The sequence below is a fragment of the Rufibacter tibetensis genome, assembly GCF_001310085.1.
Classification (GTDB): Bacteria; Bacteroidota; Bacteroidia; order Cytophagales; family Hymenobacteraceae; genus Nibribacter; species Nibribacter tibetensis.
This window is the reverse complement of record NZ_CP012643.1, coordinates 1,771,611-1,791,470: the sequence shown is the minus strand read 5'-3', so window position 1 is coordinate 1,791,470 and position 19,860 is coordinate 1,771,611. Positions and strand designations below refer to the sequence as shown.

General features: G+C 46.3%; 19 protein-coding genes. 6 read left to right on the top strand and 13 right to left on the bottom strand.

Annotated features, from left to right (window positions below; genetic code table 11):
• Positions 1 to 106: 106 nt before the first annotated feature.
• The 8 genes from DC20_RS06990 to mazG form a co-directional block, all read right to left on the bottom strand.
• Entirely contained in the window at positions 107 to 1,606 is a 1,500-nt protein-coding gene (locus tag DC20_RS06990; protein WP_062543171.1) for a tetratricopeptide repeat protein, read from the bottom strand.
• 38 nt (positions 1,607 to 1,644) lie between these two features.
• Complete coding sequence (locus DC20_RS06985) at positions 1,645 to 2,592, bottom strand: PstS family phosphate ABC transporter substrate-binding protein (protein ID WP_071885395.1); 948 nt, start codon at positions 2,590 to 2,592, stop codon at positions 1,645 to 1,647.
• Positions 2,579 to 2,836 carry a hypothetical protein gene (locus DC20_RS23060; RefSeq protein ID WP_169788170.1) on the bottom strand — a complete coding sequence of 86 codons (258 nt, stop codon included), beginning with the start codon at positions 2,834 to 2,836 and terminating at the stop codon, positions 2,579 to 2,581. The genes DC20_RS06985 and DC20_RS23060 overlap by 14 nt, the downstream gene beginning before the upstream one ends.
• Positions 2,837 to 2,972: 136 nt before the next feature.
• A complete protein-coding gene (locus DC20_RS06975; RefSeq protein ID WP_062543169.1) occupies positions 2,973 to 3,797 on the bottom strand; it encodes an energy transducer TonB in 825 nt (274 codons plus the stop codon).
• Complete coding sequence (locus tag DC20_RS06970; RefSeq protein WP_062543168.1) at positions 3,797 to 4,330, bottom strand: ExbD/TolR family protein; 534 nt, start codon at positions 4,328 to 4,330, stop codon at positions 3,797 to 3,799. Before DC20_RS06970 ends, DC20_RS06975 begins: the two co-directional genes overlap by 1 nt.
• A 15-nt stretch (positions 4,331 to 4,345) precedes the next feature.
• Positions 4,346 to 4,951 carry an ExbD/TolR family protein gene (locus tag DC20_RS06965; RefSeq protein WP_062543167.1) on the bottom strand — a complete coding sequence of 202 codons (606 nt, stop codon included), beginning with the start codon at positions 4,949 to 4,951 and terminating at the stop codon, positions 4,346 to 4,348.
• Between the two features lie 30 nt (positions 4,952 to 4,981).
• On the bottom strand, positions 4,982 to 5,845 hold the full coding sequence (locus tag DC20_RS06960; protein WP_062543166.1) for a MotA/TolQ/ExbB proton channel family protein: 864 nt from the start codon (positions 5,843 to 5,845) through the stop codon (positions 4,982 to 4,984).
• 269 nt (positions 5,846 to 6,114) lie between these two features.
• Positions 6,115 to 6,921, bottom strand: a complete 807-nt coding sequence (gene mazG / locus DC20_RS06955; RefSeq protein ID WP_062543165.1) for a nucleoside triphosphate pyrophosphohydrolase — start codon at positions 6,919 to 6,921, stop codon at positions 6,115 to 6,117.
• Positions 6,922 to 7,598: 677 nt separating this feature from the next.
• Here mazG and glmM point away from each other — a divergent pair.
• From glmM to DC20_RS06935, 3 genes are all read left to right on the top strand, one after another.
• Positions 7,599 to 8,993: a phosphoglucosamine mutase gene (gene glmM, locus DC20_RS06945; RefSeq protein ID WP_062543163.1), complete on the top strand. Its 1,395-nt coding sequence runs from the start codon at positions 7,599 to 7,601 to the stop codon at positions 8,991 to 8,993.
• Positions 8,994 to 9,088: 95 nt separating this feature from the next.
• Positions 9,089 to 10,231, top strand: a complete 1,143-nt coding sequence (locus tag DC20_RS06940) for a cysteine desulfurase family protein (RefSeq protein ID WP_062543162.1) — start codon at positions 9,089 to 9,091, stop codon at positions 10,229 to 10,231.
• A 163-nt stretch (positions 10,232 to 10,394) separates the two neighbouring features.
• Positions 10,395 to 11,357, top strand: a complete 963-nt coding sequence (locus tag DC20_RS06935; protein WP_062543161.1) for an L-threonylcarbamoyladenylate synthase — start codon at positions 10,395 to 10,397, stop codon at positions 11,355 to 11,357.
• Positions 11,358 to 11,788: 431 nt separating this feature from the next.
• On the opposite strand, the gene DC20_RS06930 is transcribed toward DC20_RS06935, so the two are convergent.
• From DC20_RS06930 to DC20_RS06915, 4 genes are all read right to left on the bottom strand, one after another.
• Positions 11,789 to 13,987, bottom strand: a complete 2,199-nt coding sequence (locus DC20_RS06930) for a S9 family peptidase (RefSeq protein ID WP_245652313.1) — start codon at positions 13,985 to 13,987, stop codon at positions 11,789 to 11,791.
• Between the two features lie 112 nt (positions 13,988 to 14,099).
• Positions 14,100 to 15,542, bottom strand: coding sequence for an aldehyde dehydrogenase (locus DC20_RS06925; protein ID WP_062543159.1), 1,443 nt, complete (start codon positions 15,540 to 15,542; stop codon positions 14,100 to 14,102).
• A gap of 56 nt (positions 15,543 to 15,598) precedes the next feature.
• A complete protein-coding gene (locus DC20_RS06920) occupies positions 15,599 to 16,036 on the bottom strand; it encodes a hypothetical protein (protein ID WP_062543158.1) in 438 nt (145 codons plus the stop codon).
• Between the two features lie 34 nt (positions 16,037 to 16,070).
• Entirely contained in the window at positions 16,071 to 16,859 is a 789-nt protein-coding gene (locus tag DC20_RS06915; RefSeq protein ID WP_062543157.1) for an SDR family oxidoreductase, read from the bottom strand.
• 166 nt (positions 16,860 to 17,025) lie between these two features.
• Between DC20_RS06915 and DC20_RS06910 the strand changes: the two genes are divergently transcribed.
• The 3 genes from DC20_RS06910 to DC20_RS06900 all read left to right on the top strand — a co-directional run bounded on the left by DC20_RS06910 (position 17,026) and on the right by DC20_RS06900 (position 18,967).
• The gene (locus DC20_RS06910; protein WP_062543156.1) at positions 17,026 to 17,553 is read left to right on the top strand and encodes a 3-hydroxyanthranilate 3,4-dioxygenase; all 528 of its coding nucleotides are present in this window, start codon (positions 17,026 to 17,028) and stop codon (positions 17,551 to 17,553) included.
• Positions 17,554 to 18,115: 562 nt separating this feature from the next.
• Positions 18,116 to 18,511 carry a hypothetical protein gene (locus DC20_RS06905; protein WP_062543155.1) on the top strand — a complete coding sequence of 132 codons (396 nt, stop codon included), beginning with the start codon at positions 18,116 to 18,118 and terminating at the stop codon, positions 18,509 to 18,511.
• Positions 18,512 to 18,571: 60 nt separating this feature from the next.
• Positions 18,572 to 18,967 carry a hypothetical protein gene (locus DC20_RS06900; RefSeq protein WP_157593085.1) on the top strand — a complete coding sequence of 132 codons (396 nt, stop codon included), beginning with the start codon at positions 18,572 to 18,574 and terminating at the stop codon, positions 18,965 to 18,967.
• Between the two features lie 138 nt (positions 18,968 to 19,105).
• On the opposite strand, the gene DC20_RS06895 is transcribed toward DC20_RS06900, so the two are convergent.
• Complete coding sequence (locus DC20_RS06895; RefSeq protein ID WP_062543153.1) at positions 19,106 to 19,837, bottom strand: YebC/PmpR family DNA-binding transcriptional regulator; 732 nt, start codon at positions 19,835 to 19,837, stop codon at positions 19,106 to 19,108.
• Between the last annotated feature and the right edge of the window lie 23 nt (positions 19,838 to 19,860).

The following is a 19,860-nucleotide window of genomic DNA, read 5'->3' as shown; positions in this document are numbered from 1 at the left end:
GTTCTAAGTAAGAAGGTTTTTGCTACTGGTTATAGGAAACTTTCAAGAATAAAGGCATAAAAAAACTCCTCTATAAAGAGGAGTTTTTTTATGCCTTTATTTAAGCTTATTTCATGGCTTTTAATCCATTCAAACCATTAGCAGCATCAGCATTGGTAGGATCCAGTGCTTTTACTTCCTGCCAATGTTTGGTGGCATTAGCTTTGTCTTTTTTCAAATAATAGTAATAGCCAAGATAGTTGTTTGCGGTGATAAGATCTTTTTTATACTTCTCTTTATCACCAGATGTCAACTTAATGAATTCTTCATAGTGGGGTTTTGCCAAACCAGCTTTCGTCTCTGGGTCTAAGCTATAATTTACACGGGCTCTCCAGAAGTGACCATACGCGTAGGTAGGGTTCTTTGTAGTGATGATTGCGTACACGCTATCTGCCGTTTTATAATCATCATTCAACTCATGTGCATAACCATAGTAGAATAGATCGGTATTGTTAGGAGGCGTGGTCGCAAATTTAGATTTATATGCTTCAATCGCTTTAGGATAGTTCTTGAGGCTCAGGTATTGCTTTGCCAAAAGATCATCATATAACGGGTTCTTAGGGTCTAACTGTTTCGCCTTTTCAATGAGAGCTACTGCTTCCTGTGGTTTGTTGTTTTCAGAAAGGATGTTAGCATAGTACTCATAGTCTGAAGGAATACGCTTAGACTCATCATACTTGTTGAAGTAAGCAGTCATTGCCTCCATCGCTTTATCGTACTGTTTGGTGTCATAGTAGTTATATGCCAGCAAACGGTTCATTGCAATGTTGTTAGGATCTACTTTCAATACTGCCTGAATTTCATTCATAGCATTGGCGTAATCCTTTGTCAAGTACAAGATAGAAGCATACTTAGCGCGAGTCTCAGGCGTGTTTTCCGCCATAGACACATACTTCTTGATGTACTCAGAGCTCTTAGGGTATTGCTCTGCACGGTAATACAGTTCTGCTAGCTCAAGGTACGTTGGAGCGTAGTTAGGATCAGCTGCTACTGCGGCATCTAACGCTTCTTTGGCCTGAGGGAAGTTACGAGACTGTACGTACAATTGTCCCTTGCGCAAATACGCTTTAGCGAACTTATTATTAGCAGCGATAGCTTTGTCATAGTTAGCCATTGCCTTACCGCCATCAACTGTTTTGTTATTCAGGTAAGCATCGCCTAAAAGCACGTAAGCATTGGCATTTTTAGTGTCTTTGCTTACTGCTTCCTCTAACACCTTAATAGCCTGAGAAAGATCTTTTACACCAGAGGTCACGTAAGCTTCGCCAATCATGATTTTGATGTTGTTATCCTTGTTTTTAGTCATAGACAAGGCCTTATCAAAAAGTTGCTGGGCTTCGGCAGTTTTGTTAGCTTCTAATGCAGCTTTGCCTTGTTTTACTAAGCCGGCTGCCGAGTTGTCTTGTACTGCGCTAAAAGCAAACTCTGTTTGCTCCTGGGGGGACTGTATAACTAAAAGTTTATTTTCAATCTTACCAGAACGCAGCCCATTGTTATGTGCTGAGGCCCCAGCGGCAGTGAAAAAAGCAGCCGCTAAAACTCCATACGTTTTCCAGTTCTTAATCATTGGTTTGGTTGTTAGTGTGAGTGAAATTCTAGTTTAAATTATTCTCTAAAGCCTACAATGCGTACAGGCATTGATGCAGGAACTAAGCCAGATTTTAAAATAATTCTCTGCCCTTTGTCACCGGTAATGAAGGATGCAAAACCTGTGCCAAGTCCGGCACGGGCCTCCTTACTTATTATAAAAACCTCTCTGCGTAACGGATAAGTTCCTTGTGCTAAGTATCCTTGATAAGGTTGTACGAAATCATCTTCAGACGTTGGGTTCTCTTTCACGCTGATTCCCACTACATTCACCCTGTTCAGGAAACTTATAGCTGTACTATCATGGCGATCACTAATCCAGTTTACGCCAATAACACCAATGGCATTCCTGTTTTGTGCTACGTAATCTACCAAGTTCGAGTTGGAGGTAGAAGCATAGGTATTAGGAGGAAGAGGTTGTTTCTGATTGATTGAATCCAGAATAAATCGTGCTGTACTAGAGTTACTGTTATCAAAGACAATGGTAATCTTTCCGTCTGCCGCAGTAGGATCTAATTGCTTCCATGAGGTTGTTTTCCCCGTAAAAATGCTGCGTATCTGCTGCATGGTAAGCGTTGTATCAGTGTTTTCCTTGTTCAGGATAAGAGCAATACCGTCTACAGCAATCTTATTAACTCTGGGAGTAATTTTCAGTTTAGCAAATTCAGCTTTTTCCTCTGCATTTAATTGGCGGGCCATGATAGCAAAGCGAACGGTATCGGTAAGCAAGTCCTGCACTACCTGCACCTCTGGTTTATACACAGCCTGCACCTTAGCATATTTGTATATGCTTTGAAAGGTCTGTATTTGTGCATCTATAATAGGGGCAAATGACTCATCTACACTGATCTTGATAGAACCAGTAGTAGGGGAGTCTGCTGGGCCACTTCCAGACTGGCCGCAGGAAAAAGTAGCTAGAGCTACACCTACAGATGCCAAGAATGTTAAAAGATTAATCTTCATCATATCGTCTGGATTTTTTGAAATATTGTTGATACGCTCTCACAAATCTAATAATTCCATAGAAAAGGAGCAGTCCGCCTAGAATATATTTATATTCTTTAGGAAACGGTATTTGTTGAGGATTGGAAAGTAAAACGTACAAACCAAAGCCAAAGTATAAAAGCACCATAAGTAAAGAAACATACTTCATGATACTTCCATAGGTACTTTGTTGGCGGTCACGCGTGGGTCTTCTTGAGTAGTTCATGGTGTTACTATTTGATGAGGGCTTCTAACAGAATACGTTTAATAAGGGACTCAGGTAAAAAAGAACTCCGAAGACAACCCATTCTTTAAGAATGACTGTCTCCGGAGCTTTTACTTTAAAGAACGTGTGGGATTGGTTACTTGATCACGATACGGTAAGGTACTGTATATTTTACAGACACTTTACGGCCGTTCTGCTCTCCTGGGCTCCATTTAGGCATACCCTTGATCACTCTTACGGCTTCCTCATCAAGACCATAACCAAGGCCTTTCATTACTTCAATGTTAGTGATTTCACCAGTAGGGCCTACCACGAAGCTAAGTACTACTGTTCCTTCAGCGCCAGCGCGTTGAGCGGCAGACGGAATTCTGAATTTCTCACCAAGGTATTTGAACATGGCTGCTTGTCCTCCAGGGAACTCAGGCATTTTCTCTACAGCAATGTAAACCTTCTCTTCAAAAACTTCCTGAGCCGGACCAGCAGGACCAGTTCCGTTTTCAATGCCTTCCAGGGTTGGTGGTGCTGTTGGGTCACCTTTTACCGTTTCTGTACCAGCATCTGTTTTCTGAAGTTCCTTCACGTCCGGAATCTCTTCCTTCCGTACTTCTTCGTCTTTCTTTACTACCGGAGGAGTAAACTTAACGGTTGAACGTACAGGTGGTGGGGGTGGTGGTGCATCTGGTGGTGGGGGCGGCGGTGGCACTACCTTCTCAACGGAAGGTGGGGCTGCCAAGTCCACTACTTTTACTACCGGAGCCTTCACGACCTCTTCTTCATCCTTGAACATTGACTGAATCAAAGGAATACTTAAGAAGAGAACGAAAAGAATGATTGCAATAACAATCGCCCGGTTAACATGCTTCGTGTAAAGCTTACGAAGCATGTACGCGCCATACTCTTTATTACGGCCTTCAAAGACCATATCATCAAGGCTGGCGGTTGCTAAACGTTGGTTGTCCATTATTGCGCTCCTCCTTTCAGTGCGTTTCTAAGTAAAGTGGCATCTGCATTATCTAGCTCGACAATGGCATATCTTTGTGTGCCCGAAATACTCATTTCATCCAGAATGTCTACCAGGTTCTTGTAAGAAGAAGTTTCATCAGCTTTAATCAATACTACCAGTTTCGGATTTGATTTCTTCTCCAGTAATACTTTTCTGATTCCTTTCGCTGACCAATCCGTTTCCTCTAGGGTTGGTATAATGTTCTGGCTAGGTTGGTGCAAGCCAGCATAATAGAAAATTCTATCATCAGAACCCAAAAGGACAGTAAAAGCATTAGATGCTTTAATCTCAGATTGCTCTTCTTGGTTCTTTGGCTTCACTGGCATGTTGATCTCCATGATCTGGGGTTTTGCCAGCGTTGTGGTCATAACGAAGAAAGTAAGTAGTAAGAAGCCAAGGTCCACCAACGGAGTCATGTCCACTTTTGTAGAGCCTTTCTTGGCCCGTTTCTTACCGCCATCGTCACCACCGGACTGCTGTATTTCTGCCATGTTGGTTCCCTTTCGTTATAGGTTACGAGGTTTAACTTCCATATCTGTTACAAGATTGAAACGGTTCACGTTCTTTTCTTGCAAGATCTCAATCACACGACCAGCTATTGGGTAACCTGCCTTGCCGTCTCCTTTGATAGCTACAATAGACTGAGGGTTGGAGTAACGGGCCAATTGTACCCAGTCTCCTAACTCATTTCTTGTAGAATCAATTGGAATACCTGGCTGATTCACCTTTTTCATAGCCTCGGGGTTCATAGACAGATAAGACTTAAGCTGATTGATAGGAACTCCGAAAGACGCTAAAGTAGAAAATGTCTGCTTTTCTGTGTCTGTGAAGGCAACTCCGTATTTCTCGCTGATTTTGTCTATCAGTCTTAATTTAGTGTTTTTGTCGTCTACCCCAAAGAAAACCCGTTCGTCATTACCAATACTAATGGTGATAATATTGGCGTCAGGAGCTTTGATTTCTGAGGTGGCAGAAGGCGTATCCACTACCAGCACTTCCTCTGGCGCGAACTTCGAGATAAGCATGAAGAACGTTACCAGAAGGAATGCCAGGTCCACCATGGGCGTCATGTCCAGGGAGGGGGAAGTTCTGTGTATTTTAACTTTAGGCATTTGCTTTTCCTTCTAAGCTAGAAGCTTAAATTAGATAGTTCTGTTGTTTTCAGTGTGCTGAGCAGCATACGTTTGAATGATGCTGTAAGAAGCCTCATCAATGCTGTAAGTCAACTCATCAATTTTGCTTGTGAAGTAGTTGTAAGCAACAATGGCGATTGCAGAACCTGTAATACCAAGAGCCGTGTTAATCAAAGCCTCAGAGATACCGTTTGCCAGCTGGGTAGCGTCAGGAGCACCACTTGCAGTTGCAAGAGCCGCGAACGCTTTAATCATACCTAGTACCGTTCCAATCAGACCTACCAGAGTAGAGATAGAGGCGATAGTTGAGATGATTACCAAGTTTTTCTCTAGGATTGGCAATTCAAGAGCAGTTGCTTCTTCAATTTCCTTCTGGATAGCCAGGATACGCTGATCTTTCGTCATACCATGCTCATTGTGCATTTCTTGATATTTCAGTAAGCCAGCTTTTACTACGTTACCTACAGAACCTTTTTGTTGGTCGCAAACAGCAATAGCGCCATTAATATCGTTGGCATTCATTTTCTGACGTACGCTTCTCACGAAAGACTCAAGGCCTTTACCACCTTTCGCTTTGCTGATGGTCAAGAAACGCTCAATTGAGAAAGCGACTACCAGAATGTTGATGGAAATTAAGATAGGCACAATGAAACCTCCTTTGTATACCTGGCCAAGATAGTTACCTGGTAGGGGGTGATTAGCATTGTCTCCGCCCTCAAAGTTGGCTGGATTACCAAGGATAAACAGATAAATAAGAACAGCAGCAATAATGGCCACCGGAATTACGATGCTTGCAAACATTGAGCCTGCTTTGCCTTCATTTTTTTGTGCTGGTTTTGTAGTTGCAGATGCAGGTGCACTCTTTTTTTCCATTGTTTCTAAAAATTTAGGTTTAGTTGTTTGTGTTACTGTGTTAGTTGTTAATAATGAATTGGTTGTTAAAAAGTTAAATGCTCTTTTGACATGAATAATTCCATCAATCAGGTTATTTGAGAAACAGAATTGCTTCAGTTTAGGAGCAACCTAGATACAAGCCTAGGGATTTAAACGCAAAATATCAAATTATGCTCGAAAATTTATCCAAAAAGTACAATCAAATTATCAATTATTTGAAATTTTGCAATTTAGGTAGTAGACTCGCGTTAGGTCTTGGCTTCATTCCAATAGACGTCCATTTCTGCTAAAGTCATTTCGCTAAGTCTTTTTCCCTGGGCAGAAGCTGCCTTTTCAAGGTACTGGAACCGCTTGATGAACTTCTGGTTCGTTCTTGCTAATGCTTCTTCAGGGTTAAGGTCCAGGAAGCGGGCAAAGTTGATCAGGGAAAAGAAAACATCGCCCAACTCATCAGTGGCTTTGGCTTTGTCTTCATTGCTTAGAGTAGGCTTGTCAAATTCAGCTTTGAATTCGGCCAGTTCTTCTTCTACTTTCTCCCAGACCTTTGATGGTTCATCCCAGTCAAAACCAACACCGCGGGCCTTCTCTTGAATCCGCATAGCTTTCACCATGGAAGGGAGCGACGAAGGAACGCCTTCCAGCACTGACTTATTGCCTTCTTTCAGCTTTAAGCTTTCCCAGTTCTGTTTTACCTCTTCTTCTGTTTCGGCCTTGGTGTCTCCGTAAATATGCGGATGTCTGAAGATCAGTTTATCGCACTGGGCATTCAGGACCTCAGCAATGTCAAATTCACCTTTCTCTGAAGCAATCTTTGCGTAGAAAACCAAATGCAGTAATACATCACCTAACTCTTTTTTGATTTCAGGCATGTCCTGGGTTAGAATGGCCTCTGAAAGCTCGTAGGTTTCCTCAATGGTGAGGTGCCGCAAAGTTTCCATGGTTTGTTTCCTGTCCCAAGGGCATTTCTCCCGCAAATCATCTAAAACATCCAGTAAACGGTTAAAAGCATCTAACTGGGCCTGGCGCGAGTAAGCGGGTACTACAGGGTTTTCCATTTAGCAAAGATAAACGTATTGTTAGGAAATCAGGAGGTATGCATAGTTTCTTAACGTTTTAGTAACACAACAAACCGTAAACTTTTCTGCATTGGTGCTTAGGGCCAACCTGTTTTTCTGCTGTTTTAGAAAAAGCAAGCATAAAACAGGTTACGTTCCAGCCTGGACCTTGTCGCAGCGAAGAACGATTTATTTTCTACTATGATGCATGTGTTTTCCGGATTCCATAAATCCTTATTCAAAAAAATATATTTTTTTCTTCAGCCTTTAATGGGCAACCAATGGCACTGGTATAAAAGGGTTGGTGCTTAGAAAGTACCAAGACAACGAAACCAGATAGTAAAAGGTTGTCTTTACTGGAGTAGAAGAAGAAAGCAAAAATACTGGCTGTTGGTTTTAGGCCAGTTTTACAAAAACACAGCAGAACCAAGCTAAGACAAAGGTTTCTGGTGGAAGATTTAGAAAGCAGAGAACTTGTGGTTGCACCTATCAAAGCACCTTTTTTGCTTCTTTTCAATAACAGCTTTCTTGTCCTAAAATAAGGTGGGTTTGGTGCTAGGCCATGAATTCAAAGGAGGAATAAAATATTTTAAAGAAACGTAAGCATTCCTTTGTCTCCGTTTTTGTGTTGATTCAGTTCAATTTTACTACTTTTGCTTGTTCAAAAATAGGAATCAGTGGCACTTATAAAATCAATATCAGGAATAAGAGGTACTATTGGGGGAGAAGTGGGAGAGGCCCTAACGCCGGTAGATGTAGTGAAATTTGCGGCAGCTTTCGGGACTTGGGTTCTGCAAACCACCAATAACAATACAATAGTTATTGGCCGTGACGCCCGCTTGTCTGGCGAGATGGTTAATAGATTAGTGGCCGCAACCCTTCAGGGTTTAGGGATCAATGTCATTGATTTAGGCCTGTCAACTACCCCAACGGTAGAGATGGCGGTTCCTGCTAAAAAAGCTGGCGGAGGTATCATTCTCACCGCCAGCCACAACCCTAAACAATGGAACGCTCTTAAGCTCCTGAACCAGCACGGCGAATTCATCAATGATGCTGAAGGAAAGTTGGTATTAGAGTTAGCTGAACAGGAGGCCTTTAAGTTTGCTGAAGTAACCAAACTAGGGAAATACACCCAAAGCGATAAGTTTCTAAAGAAACACATCAAAGCCGTGTTGGACCTGCCTCTTGTTGACGTAGAGGCCATCAAAGCCAAAGGCTTTAAAGTGGTGGTAGACGCCGTCAACTCAAGCGGAGGAATTGCCGTGCCCATGCTGCTGGAAGCTTTAGGGGTAGAGCAAATAGAGAGACTTCACTGTGACCCAACCGGAAACTTCGCACATAATCCAGAGCCATTGCCCGAGAACCTGGGTGAAATCTCCCGCCTTATGGAAAAAGGCAAATTTGATTTAGGCATAGTGGTAGACCCAGATGTAGACCGCTTGGCCTTGATCAACGAAGACGGCAGCATGTTTGGGGAAGAATACACCTTGGTGGCCGTAGCTGATTACGTGTTGCAGCACCAGGTAGGAAATACCGTTTCAAACCTTTCTTCTACCCGCGCCTTGCGTGACGTAACTGAGAAAGCGGGTGGGCAGTACTTTGCCTCTGCTGTTGGCGAGGTGAACGTAGTGAACATGATGAAGGAACAGAACGCCATCATAGGTGGCGAAGGCAACGGAGGTATCATCTATCCAGAACTGCATTACGGCCGTGATGCCTTAGTGGGAATTGCCCTGTTTTTGTCTCATTTAGCTAAATCAGGCTTGAGAATGTCTCGTTTGCGCGCTAAGTACCCTAATTACCACATCTCCAAAAATAAGATTGAGCTTACTAAAGAAATTGATGTTGATGCTGTGCTTTCTAAAGTGCAGAAGCACTATGTGAAGCAACCAATCAATACTATTGACGGAGTGAAGATCGAGTTTAATAAGGAGTGGGTACACTTACGTAAATCTAATACAGAGCCAATCATAAGAATCTATGCTGAGTCTGACAGCCTTTCAACGGCAGACCATTTAGCTAATAAGATCATTGGCGATATCAAAGAAATCATCTCAGCCAAATCTGAGTAATACTTAATAAAAGTCATTCATAACGTCTCTCCAGGAAACCTTCCTATGAACCGTACCTGTTTCACCTGCTGTTGTTGTAAAAAGTAAGATTTGTCATGCGTGTATATTTAGATAATGCGGCGACTACGCCCCTAGATAAAGAAGTTTTTGAAGTAATGGCTCCCTTCATGTTGGAGCACTACGGAAATCCATCATCTATACACGCCCACGGCAGGCAGGTACGGGCTGCCATTGAAGGCGCCCGTAAAACAGTGGCAGGTTTAATCAACGCGTCTCCTTCTGAGGTTTTTTTTACTTCTGGCGGTACTGAAGCGGATAATCTAGCCATAATATGTTCGGTACGTAGTCTGGGCATCAAGCACGCGGTCTCCTCTCCGCTGGAGCACCATGCAGTGTTGCACTCGCTGGAAGTACTGGAGAAAAACGGAGAGGTGGAGTTGACCATGTTACGGGTGGATGCCAATGGTGTACTTGACCTGGAACACCTGGAAATCACACTGGCGTCACAGCCTCGCACCTTTGTGTCAATCATGCATGCCAACAATGAGTTGGGCAACCTGAATAACATCCAGGCGATTGCAGACATTTGCAAGAAGTATGATGCGGTTTTCCACTCAGACACAGTGCAGACCATAGGGCATTACCGCCATGATGTGCAAGCTTTAGGTCTGAATTTTCTGGTGGGCTCGGCACATAAATTTCACGGACCTAAAGGCGTGGGTTTTATCTATGTAGATTCATCCATCAAGATACATCCGTTAATCCAAGGTGGGTCTCAGGAGCGGAACATGCGAGGTGGAACAGAAAACGTGTACGGCATCATTGGCTTGGCAAAGGCCATGGAGATTGCGTTCCGCGACATGGATGAGCATCGCCAGCATATCCAAAGCCTGAAAGATAGAATGATTGCTCAACTGCGCGAGCAGATAGAAGACGTGCAGTTCAATGGCCTTTCAGCAGAAGCAGATAAAAGCCTTTACACGGTTTTGAACGTGAGCTTGCCTGTGTCTGAGATGAACGAGATGTTGCTTTTTAACCTGGACATCAACAAGATATCAGCCTCTGGCGGGAGTGCCTGTACCAGTGGGGTAGACTTGGGTTCTCATGTCCTGCGCGCCATTGGTTCAGATATGGAGCGTGGAAATGTGCGTTTCTCTTTTAGTAAGTACAATACCATTGAAGAGATTGACTATGCGGTGGCTACCTTAGCTAAGCTTTACCAGAAAGAGACAGTTTAAGAAATCAACTTACAAGAAAAGTAAACAAGAAGCCCTGCCTTGCCGCAGGGCTTCTTGTTTTTGGCTCTTTACAGAAAAATAATCTGAAAACACCGTAGGCTTTCCCTCAAGTAGGTGTATGTGAAGGAGAACCGTAGTAGCTTTGCGGAATCATTCTACAGACATGGCAGATATCGGCATAGATTTACAGAAAGCCGCAGCATATTTAACGCAAGGCGAATTAGTCGCCATTCCCACAGAAACCGTGTATGGCCTTGCAGCCAATGCCTATGATGAGGCCGCCGTGGTGAAAATATTTGAGGCCAAGAACCGGCCCGCCTTTGATCCGCTCATCGTACACACCCATTCTGTTTCTGAGATCAGCAATATTGTGCAGGAAGTGCCGGACGCCGCTTATTTGTTGGCCGAACGGTTCTGGCCTGGTCCTTTAACGCTCATTTTACCCAAAGCCGAGCAGGTGCCGCTATTAGTTACCTCCGGCCATGATTCAGTTGGGGTGCGAATCCCTAATCATCCGCTCACATTAGACTTGCTGAGGCAGTTGCCTTTCCCGGTAGCTGCGCCTAGTGCCAACCCATTTGGGTATGTGAGCCCCACTACTGCCCAGCATGTGCAGGATCAGTTAGGAGAAAGAATTCCTTATATCTTAAATGGCGGAGATTGTGCCGTCGGGATAGAGTCTACGATCATTAGAATAAATGGAAATGAAGTGGAGGTGCTTCGGTTAGGCGGATTGGCTTTGGAAGAACTAGAGGAAGTAGTTCAAATCTCCAAAGCACAGGTGAAAACCTCATCTTCCAACCCTGCTGCCCCTGGCATGCTCAGCAGCCATTACTCGCCCCGTAAAAAGGTGCTTTTAGGCAATATTGCCGAAAACCTGCTGAAAACAGATTCTGCCCGGGTAGGCATCATTTCTTTGCAGCAGGTATTTCCTGAAGTTTCACGTGAGCAGCAAATCCAACTCTCTGCTTCCGGTAACTTAAGCGAAGCTGCCCGTAATCTTTTCTCTGCCCTTCGTGCTCTAGATCAGCAACCAGTAGATGTGATTTTAGCTGAATGGATGCCTGAGCAGGGGTTAGGTCGAGCTATCAATGACCGACTACAACGAGCTAGTTTCAGAGGATAGAAACAATTGAAAGGTATTTCGCTATTTACTTCCGGGACTTTCTTAGTTTACGTGCCTTCGCTGGCGCGAGCCTCCGGCTCGTGTCCACACGCATGTCTGAGGGCAATCTTCATATTCACATTTGTCATCCTGAAAGGACCTTGGGGGTTACAGTAATGGTGGTGAATCAATGCTTTTCTGGTTCGTCCACAAGATCTTTCCAAGATGACAGAAGAGGGGAGCTTAATAGGCTAGAATGCTTGAATTTTAAAATGAGGAAAGAGCCATCCGGCATGTGTGCGGACACAAGCCGGAGGCTCGCGCCAGCGTAGCTATATAAGCTGTTTTGCACCCATTCCCTGAAATGAAGCTTGAAACAGTAATGTCTAGTAGATAAAAAAACGCCAGCCCTTCAAAAAGGCTGGCGTTTTCTATTCAGTTGGGAGTGCAGACTACAAATTACGCAGCACGAACTCAGTCATCTTAGTGAACAGGTGGATGCTGGTGTTGCCGCCGCTGATGCCGTGGTTCCGGTTAGGGTAGTAGGCGCTCTCAAACGGAATGTTGGCTTTTACCAGCGCATTCGTCATCTCAATGGAGTTCTGGAAGTGCACGTTATCATCGCCGGTGCCGTGGATGAGCAGGTACTTGCCGCGCAGTTTGTTCGCGTGGGTGATAGGGGAGTTCTCATCGTAGCCTTTGGCGTTGTCCTGCGGCAGTTTCAGGAAACGCTCAGTGTAGATGGTGTCGTAGAAACGCCAGTTGATCACCGGAGCTACTGCTATAGCGGCTTTGAACACATCGGCGCCTTTGGTGATGGCCAGTGAGCTCATGTAGCCCCCAAAGCTCCAGCCCCAAATCCCGATACGGCTTTTGTCTACGTACGGCAGGCTGCCCAGGTGTTTCGCGCCTTCAATCTGATCGATGGTCTCGTAATGGCCTAGGTTGCCGTAGGTCATTTTCTTGAAATCTGCTCCGCGTCCGCCGGTACCCCGGTTGTCAATCACGGCAATAATGTAGCCTTGTTTGGCCAGGTAGCTGTGCCATAAGTAGTTTCGGCCTCTCCAGCTGTTTACTACTTCCTGGCTACCCGGACCGCCGTACAGGAACATCAGCACCGGGTACTTTTTGCTTGCATCAAAGTCTGTAGGCTTGATGGTGTAGCCGTTCAGCGTCACGTTCTCAGAGGTCTTGAATTGGAAGAACTCCGGCTTAGGCATGTTGTGAGCGGCCAAGGTGTTCTTCAGGTTCTCGTTGCTCTCCAGTACCTTGATTTGCTTGCCGTCTGAGGTGTGCAGACTCACCACTGTTGGAGTAGTAATAGTGGAGTAGTAGTCCAAGAAGTATTTGAAATCACGGCTCAGGTTAATGGTGTGCGTACCACGAGCAGGCGTGAGGCTTTTCTTGTTTTTACCGTTCAGCCCAATGCTGTATAAATGGCGCTCCAGCGGCGAAATCTCGGTGGAGGTGAAGTATACCAGGTCATTTTTTTCATCTACGCCATAGAAACTGCTTACTTCCCACTTACCCTTCGTGATTTGGCGCACCAGCTTGCCATTCATGTCATACAGGTACAGGTGGTTGAAACCATCTTTCTCTGAGCTGTGCACAAACTGCTTGCCGTTGGCCAGGTAAGTCAAATCATCGGTGATGTCAATGTAGGCTTTGTCGGTTTCTTTCAGAACCACTTTGCTCTGGCCGGTCTGCGTGTTGGCGTGCAGAATCTCCAGCGTGTTCTGCAAACGGTTCATGCGGCGGATGGATAACAGATTAGGCGTGTTGGTCCAGTTAATACGCGGGATGTACTGATCGGCTTCGGTACCAGTTTCCATCTTCGTGGTTTTGCCGGAATTCAGGTCGAAGGTGTAGATGGCTACGGTGGCGTTTTTCTCCCCGGCCTTCGGGTACTTGAATTTGTAATCCTGCGGGTACAGCGGGCCCCACATTTGCATGTTGTACTCCGGTACCTGGCTCTCATCAAATTTGTAAAACGCGATCTGGTTTCCCTGCGGCGACCAGAAGAAGGCCTGCGCGAAGCCGAATTCCTCTTCGTACACCCAGTCGGTGCCGCCGTTGATGATGAAGTTCCACTTGCCGTCATTGGTGATCTGGCGCTCCTGCATGGTGGCCAGGTCTACGTAGAACAGATTGTTGTCCCGCACGAAAGCCACATACTTGTTGTCCGGTGAGAAGGTAGCATATGACTGTTTTCCGCCCTGGCTTAGTTTCTGAAGCTTCTTGCTGGCGCGGTCATACACGTAGAAATGGCCTTTGCTGCTGCGGCGGTAAATCGGCTCGTGCTCCGTCTCGAACAAGATTTTAGTCTCATCGGTGCTGAAGCTGTAATCATCGTATTCCAGGGTTTTGCCGTCCACTTTGATGGCCTCGCCCTCAATGATAGTGCTCACCGGCTGACCAGTGGTTACGTCTACCTGCACAATGTCCACGGCCTGGTTCGCCTGATCGGCTACCTGCGAAGAGTAGAATTGGCCGTTCCGCATCCAGTTCACTCCGTACACCGAGCGGGCCTGGAACGTGCCTTTCCTAAAAATGTCGTCTAAATCAAAGTCTCGTTTCTGCTGGGCCTGGGCGGCCATGCCCAGCACCAGGCAGGAAGCCGCTATAAACCAGCGGTTCATTGTATGTCTCATTCGGTTTGTTTGATAGTTCGTAGCCTTAAAATTAGGCATTTATTTTGGATAGGGAGCAGGCTTAAAAACGTTCGTTTTAGGCCAGATTTGCAGAAAGTAGCCTTTAAACAAGCTATAGCTTGATGCACACATTCTGCGGATCGGTGAAAAAGCGCAGGGCTTCCCAGCCGCCTTCACGACCCACGCCACTTTGTTTGGTGCCGCCAAACGGGGTACGCAAATCCCGAAGCAACCAGGTATTAACCCATACAATACCCGATTGCAGTTGATGCGCCACCCGGTGGGCACGGGTGAGGTCTTGCGTCCAAACGGAGGCCGCTAACCCATATTGCGTGTAATTAGCATAGGTGAGGGCCTCTTCCTCAGTATCAAACGGCATCAACGTGACTACCGGTCCGAAGATTTCCTCGGTGTTGGTGCGGCAGGTGTGGGGAAGGCCTTCAAAAACGGTGGGTTGCAGGAAGTAGCCGTTGGCACAGCGTCCTTTCATGTACACCCGTTCGCCGCCGGTGAGCAGCGTGCCACCTTCTTCCTGCGCCAAAGCGATGTAGTTCTGCACTTTTTGTAGATGCACCTCTGAAACAAGCGCGCCCATCCGGGAGCCTTCCTCCATCGGATCGCCTACGGTCAGATTTTTGACTCTTTCCAAAAAAGCAGCCTTGAAACGGTCATACAGCGGGCGCTCCACCAGAATGCGTGAGCCGCAGAGGCAGATCTGTCCTTGGTTCGCAAAGGCAGCCTGCAAGGCGGTGCTCACCGTTTTCTCGAAATCACAATCTGCGAAGATGACAGTGGCGTTCTTGCCGCCCAGTTCCAGGGACAATTTCTTGAACATCGGCGCAGCCGTGCGCGCGATAGTTTTGCCAGTTTGGGTGCCGCCAGTGAAAGAGATGGCCTTGACCTCGGGGTGCTCGCACATGGCAGCTCCTGCTTTTGGACCGGTACCGTGCACGATGTTCAGTACCCCCGCGGGTAAACCTGCTTCTACACAAAGTTCAGCTAGTAGATGGGCAGTGTACGGCGTGATCTCCGAAGGTTTAGCCACCACGCAGTTCCCGGCAGCCAGGGCGGGGGCAATCTTCCAGGTGAAGAGATACAGCGGAAGGTTCCACGGGGAAATACAGGCCACCACGCCTAAAGGTTTACGCACCGTATAGTTCACCGCCACACCTTCCATGGAATGGGCCTCTGAGGCGAAGTGTTGCACGCCTGTCCCGAAGAAATACAGGTTGCTGCTGGCCCTAGGAATGTCAACGGTTCTGGAGAGCGAAAGCGGTTTGCCGTTGTCGGTGGTCTCCGCTTTGGCCAGGCGTTCTAAGTTCTGGTCAATCAGTTCTGACAACTTTATCAGAAAACGGCCCCGTTTCTCCGCAGAAAACGCAGACCATGCTGGAAACGCTGCCTGCGCTGCTTCCACTGCTGCCTGCACATCACGCTCATCAGAATCAGGAATTTGCGAGTATACCTCTCCGGTGGCTGGATTGATATTGGGCAGATAGGCTCCGGATACTGGTGCTAGGAAAGTACCGTTGATGTAGTTCTGGAGGTGCAGCATAGGTGGCAATTTGTTCTAAGAGCAGTAGTAAAAGAAGGTGTTTCTCAAGGCCGAGATCAGTTCATGTAGTTGGCTATACTCCAAAACAGATACACGATGATCGCAGAAAGGATCAGGCCTCCCAACACATTTATCACCAATAATTTCTGGTGCCAGTCTTTCAGCAGTCCTACTGCTCCGGCGAAGCATACACAAAAAACCGCGATCAGGAATCCGCCTAATTCAAAGAAGAAGGGCAGCGCCAACGCAGGAATCACCAGAAAGACCAATGCGAGATAGATGCACAGCTTGATGTTTTGGTTCCCGAGCAAAGGTTTAAGGAGTTCTGAAATGGACAACAGTAAAAACGGCAGAAACAGAAGCGCCATGAAGAAGATCAGGTAAACGGCCATCCCTCCTTCCCTGATCCACATGATGGTGAACACCAGAGAGACCAGTGAAAACCCAACGGCTTGGTACAGGCTTAAATAAAAGTTAAGTTTCTTCTGTTTCACGGCCCTCGGGTTTGAAGGTCTTCGTCTGTTCTGGTTACAGGTTACCTAATCGTCCGCCGTCTACCGGCACGTTGATGCCATTGATATAACCTGCGGCGGGCGAGGCCAGAAACGCAGCGGCAGCGGCAACCTCGGCAGGCTCCGCGAATCGGTTGGCGGGAATGCCGGCCAGCATCTCTTTCTCTATTTCTTCTCGCCGAAGGCCGGTTTTCTGCATCCTGGTTTCAATGAGAGAGTGGTGGCGGGCAGTAAGCGTGGCGCCGGGCAGCACGTTGTTTACGGTAATCCCGAAAGGAGCCAGTTCGAAGGAAAGCGTCTTCGCCCAGTTGGCCACGGCTCCCCTGATGGTATTGGACACGCCCAGCCCTTTGATAGGCTGCTTCACCGAGGTAGAGATGATGTTGATGATACGGCCAAACCCGGCCTCTTTCATGTACGGCACCACCGCTTGTACCAGCACGTGATTAGACAACAAGTGTGCTGCGAAGGCATTCTCAAACTCTTCCAAAGCCGCATCCAACGCTGGTCCACCCGCAGGGCCACCGGTGTTGTTGACGAGAATATGCGCTTGGCCTAATTTTGCCAAATAAGCCTCTAAACGCTCCTGCACTTCCCGGGGCCGGCTGAAATCTGCCACTACGTACTGGTGTTGCTGGCTGGCTTCAGTGGAAAGTTCTTTCACCGTTTCCTGCAGGCGTTCTTCGTTGCGGGCTACTAAAGTAACTGTGGCGCCTAATAACGCTAACTCCAGAGCCACCGCTTTCCCGATGCCCTGTGTACTGCCGCAGACCACGGCGTGCTTGTGCTGTAAATTCAGATCCATAGAGGTAAATGTACAGATTATTATGGATCAGCGGAATGGGTGTTTCAGGGCTGCTTTTCTGAAAACGGCTTCAAAGCGGCGCCTATCTTTTCTGCAGGAGGTTTCGTACCTTGGAGCAGTCTCTGATTGAAATCAAAGACGCATTCTGTACTCAAACGCTACTTTTATGGCCTTACAACCTGCCTTCAACTTCAAGAAATGGATAGAGGAACACCGCCACCTGCTTAAGCCGCCGGTGGGCAACCAACAGGTGTACAAAGACAACAAAGACTTTATTGTAATGGTGGTGGGCGGACCTAACTCGCGCAAAGATTACCACATCAACAACGGCGAAGAGTTCTTCTTTCAATTGGAGGGCGACATCGTGCTCAAAGTCATTGACAACGGTGAGTTCAAAGACATCCACATCAACGAAGGCGATATTTTCCTGCTTCCACCTAATGTACCGCACTCTCCGCGCCGTGGCCCAAATACCGTAGGTCTGGTGATGGAGCGCTACCGTAATGAAAGTGAGATGGACGGTTTTCAATGGTACTGCGAGAACTGCAACAACAAACTGTACGAAGAGTTTATTCCGGTATCCGACATCGTGGGACAATTGCCCGTGGTCATGAACGCCTTCTGGGCCTCAGACGAAAAACGTACCTGCTCCAACTGCGGTGAGGTCATGGCGAAGCCAGTGGTGGCACAGTAGGTAATTGTCCTTATCATTTCTTACAATGAGTTGGAGTTTCTTTTTGCCTTTAGGCGTAATGGTGTTGCTATTGGGAGGTTTACTAAAGAAGTATTGGCATTCACCCCCAAAAGCACTTCTATTGGTTTTGGTATTAAGTTTCTTACCAATTATTTAATCCTTGCTTGTCTCAAAAGCAATAGGTGCAACCTTTTACGAAGATGTGTTTGATCAAATTATCATGAGAACTATGTATCCCTTCATGTATCTAGCCTTTATTGGAGGAATTGTATCAGTGGTAAGTTTAATGGTCTACGGAATTGCAACTTTGCTGAAAAAGTAAATCTGTTGATGTTCTCCTATTCTCACTTCTACCTTTTAGAAGGATTTGCGTGCAAACTGTAGTAGACTAAGTGAGCACTGGTTTTTCATGTCAAACTACTTGGTTGAAGATTGTCAATACAAAGTTGACCCATGCCTATTCTTACGAGAGAAAGTATTCTTCTGAAGCCATCCTTACTTAGTAAGAAAGCTTTCCTTCAGAATTGTTCTACCTTGCCTAGACTTTATTGCCAATGCTGTTATGATGAGAATAAAGGAATTCCCGTTTTTAAGTGTAGAAGTTGATGAGAAAGCGTCTGTCATAAGCTTGCATTGGTCTAGTGAGTTCACTTCTGAACAGTACAGACAAGGATGCACCTGGGGGTTAGAGAGAGTGACTGCTCTACAGCTTAGGTATTGGCTAGCCGACACATCTAAATTTGCCAGACTGCAGCCTGCAGACCAGAAATGGACAAGCGAATTTTTATTCCCTGAACTTTCAAAGGTGGGTTTGGTAAAAATGGCTGTGGTCATTCCTGAAGACCTTTACAGCCATTTGGCTATCTCTACTATAATTGTAGAGGCAAAAGATGCGACTACCTTTGATACCCATTACTTTGTAAAACAGGAAGAGGCGCTAGCTTGGATGCAATCTTAGGCATGAACTTTGATAACAATACCTTCAAGCAATTTCTCCCAAGACAGGAATTAACCTCCTATGATAATACCCAATAAGCTATTGAAGCTTGAATACGACCCTGCCAAAGATGTGCTCATGGTAGAGTGGCCTGATTTTGAAGAGTACGCCATTCCAGAGTTGCACTATACCCTTGACAGTATAGTGGAAGCTGTGAGAAGCTACGACATCAAAAATCTGCTTATTGACGCAAGAAGTGCCGTAATAGCGGTTGGACAAAAGGAATATGATGAGATAGCCGGAAAGTTCGCCAACAACTTGCTTACAACCAGGCTTAGAAAGCTTGCGCGGTTAATCACTGATAGTTCTATAAGAGAAGCACATGTGCAAAGCTTCAAACAGAATGCGAGATTCAGTTTTGAAGTGGAGTCGTTCCCTACAAAAGAAGAAGCTTTGCCTTGGTTAGAAAGAGCCTGAACTCTTTAGGTTGAAAAATTCCTGGCAGATTAAACAAGCAAATACACTGGTATAAACAGAGAGGCCCGCTTTTTAGAAGCGGGCCTCTCTGTTTATGTTTTTTTGAAGCTGTTTTAAGAAAACACGCACCAAACAGGTTTATTCGTCTTCGGCGTCTTCTTTCATGTTGTGGTACACGGCCTGCACGTCATCGTCTTCTTCAAGGCGGTCCAGCAACTTAGTCATGTCTTCCTGCTGCTCCGGTGAAAGTTCTTTCAGAACGGTAGGGTAACGCTGCAACTCAGAACTTTTCACGTTAAGGCCACGCTCTTCCAGGGCTTTCTGCATGGCACCAAAGTCAGCGAAGGAAGTTTGGATGATGATTTCGTTTTCTTCTTCGTCTTTGTCAATGCTCTCCAGCCCGAAATCAATCAGGTCTAGTTCCAGTTCTTCCATATCCAAGCCTTCACCGTTCAGATGGAACACGCCTTTGCGCTCAAAGATGAAGTCGAACTGGCCGGTACGGCCTAGCTCACCACCGGTGCGGTTGAAGTGCATGCGCACGTTGGCCACGGTACGGTTCACGTTATCGGTGGCGGTTTCTACCAGCACAGCTACGCCGTGCGGACCGTACCCTTCATATACTACCTCTGAGTAATCATTCTCGTCTTTGCCTTGGGCGCGTTTAATGGCGGCTTCCACGCGGTCTTTGGGCATGTTCACCCCTTTGGCGTTCTGGATGCACACGCGCAGACGGGCGTTGGTGTCTGGGTCTGGGCCGCCAGATTTCACAGCCATCACAATTTCTTTCCCTATGCGGGTGAACTGCTTGGACATCATGTCCCAGCGTTTCATTTTCCGGGCTTTCCGGAACTCAAATGCTCTTCCCATTGCGGTTAGTCTAAAACGAAGTA

Excerpts from the sequence above, each read along its gene's own strand:
- DC20_RS06910 (WP_062543156.1), top strand. The coding sequence starts at position 17,026 with ATGGCCTTACAACCTGCCTTCAACTTCAAGAAATGGATAGAGGAACAC.
- DC20_RS06940 (WP_062543162.1), top strand. The coding sequence starts at position 9,089 with ATGCGTGTATATTTAGATAATGCGGCGACTACGCCCCTAGATAAAGAA.
- DC20_RS06900 (WP_157593085.1), top strand. The coding sequence starts at position 18,572 with ATGATAATACCCAATAAGCTATTGAAGCTTGAATACGACCCTGCCAAA.
- DC20_RS06985 (WP_071885395.1), bottom strand. The coding sequence starts at position 2,592 with ATGATGAAGATTAATCTTTTAACATTCTTGGCATCTGTAGGTGTAGCT.
- DC20_RS23060 (WP_169788170.1), bottom strand. The coding sequence starts at position 2,836 with ATGAACTACTCAAGAAGACCCACGCGTGACCGCCAACAAAGTACCTAT.
- DC20_RS06960 (WP_062543166.1), bottom strand. The coding sequence starts at position 5,845 with ATGGAAAAAAAGAGTGCACCTGCATCTGCAACTACAAAACCAGCACAA.
- DC20_RS06990 (WP_062543171.1), bottom strand. The coding sequence starts at position 1,606 with ATGATTAAGAACTGGAAAACGTATGGAGTTTTAGCGGCTGCTTTTTTC.
- DC20_RS06905 (WP_062543155.1), top strand. The coding sequence starts at position 18,116 with ATGATGAGAATAAAGGAATTCCCGTTTTTAAGTGTAGAAGTTGATGAG.
- DC20_RS06895 (WP_062543153.1), bottom strand. The coding sequence starts at position 19,837 with ATGGGAAGAGCATTTGAGTTCCGGAAAGCCCGGAAAATGAAACGCTGG.
- DC20_RS06925 (WP_062543159.1), bottom strand. The coding sequence starts at position 15,542 with ATGCTGCACCTCCAGAACTACATCAACGGTACTTTCCTAGCACCAGTA.
- DC20_RS06970 (WP_062543168.1), bottom strand. The coding sequence starts at position 4,330 with ATGGCAGAAATACAGCAGTCCGGTGGTGACGATGGCGGTAAGAAACGG.
- DC20_RS06935 (WP_062543161.1), top strand. The coding sequence starts at position 10,395 with ATGGCAGATATCGGCATAGATTTACAGAAAGCCGCAGCATATTTAACG.
- DC20_RS06930 (WP_245652313.1), bottom strand. The coding sequence starts at position 13,987 with ATGAGACATACAATGAACCGCTGGTTTATAGCGGCTTCCTGCCTGGTG.
- DC20_RS06975 (WP_062543169.1), bottom strand. The coding sequence starts at position 3,797 with ATGGACAACCAACGTTTAGCAACCGCCAGCCTTGATGATATGGTCTTT.
- DC20_RS06915 (WP_062543157.1), bottom strand. The coding sequence starts at position 16,859 with ATGGATCTGAATTTACAGCACAAGCACGCCGTGGTCTGCGGCAGTACA.
- mazG (WP_062543165.1), bottom strand. The coding sequence starts at position 6,921 with ATGGAAAACCCTGTAGTACCCGCTTACTCGCGCCAGGCCCAGTTAGAT.
- DC20_RS06965 (WP_062543167.1), bottom strand. The coding sequence starts at position 4,951 with ATGCCTAAAGTTAAAATACACAGAACTTCCCCCTCCCTGGACATGACG.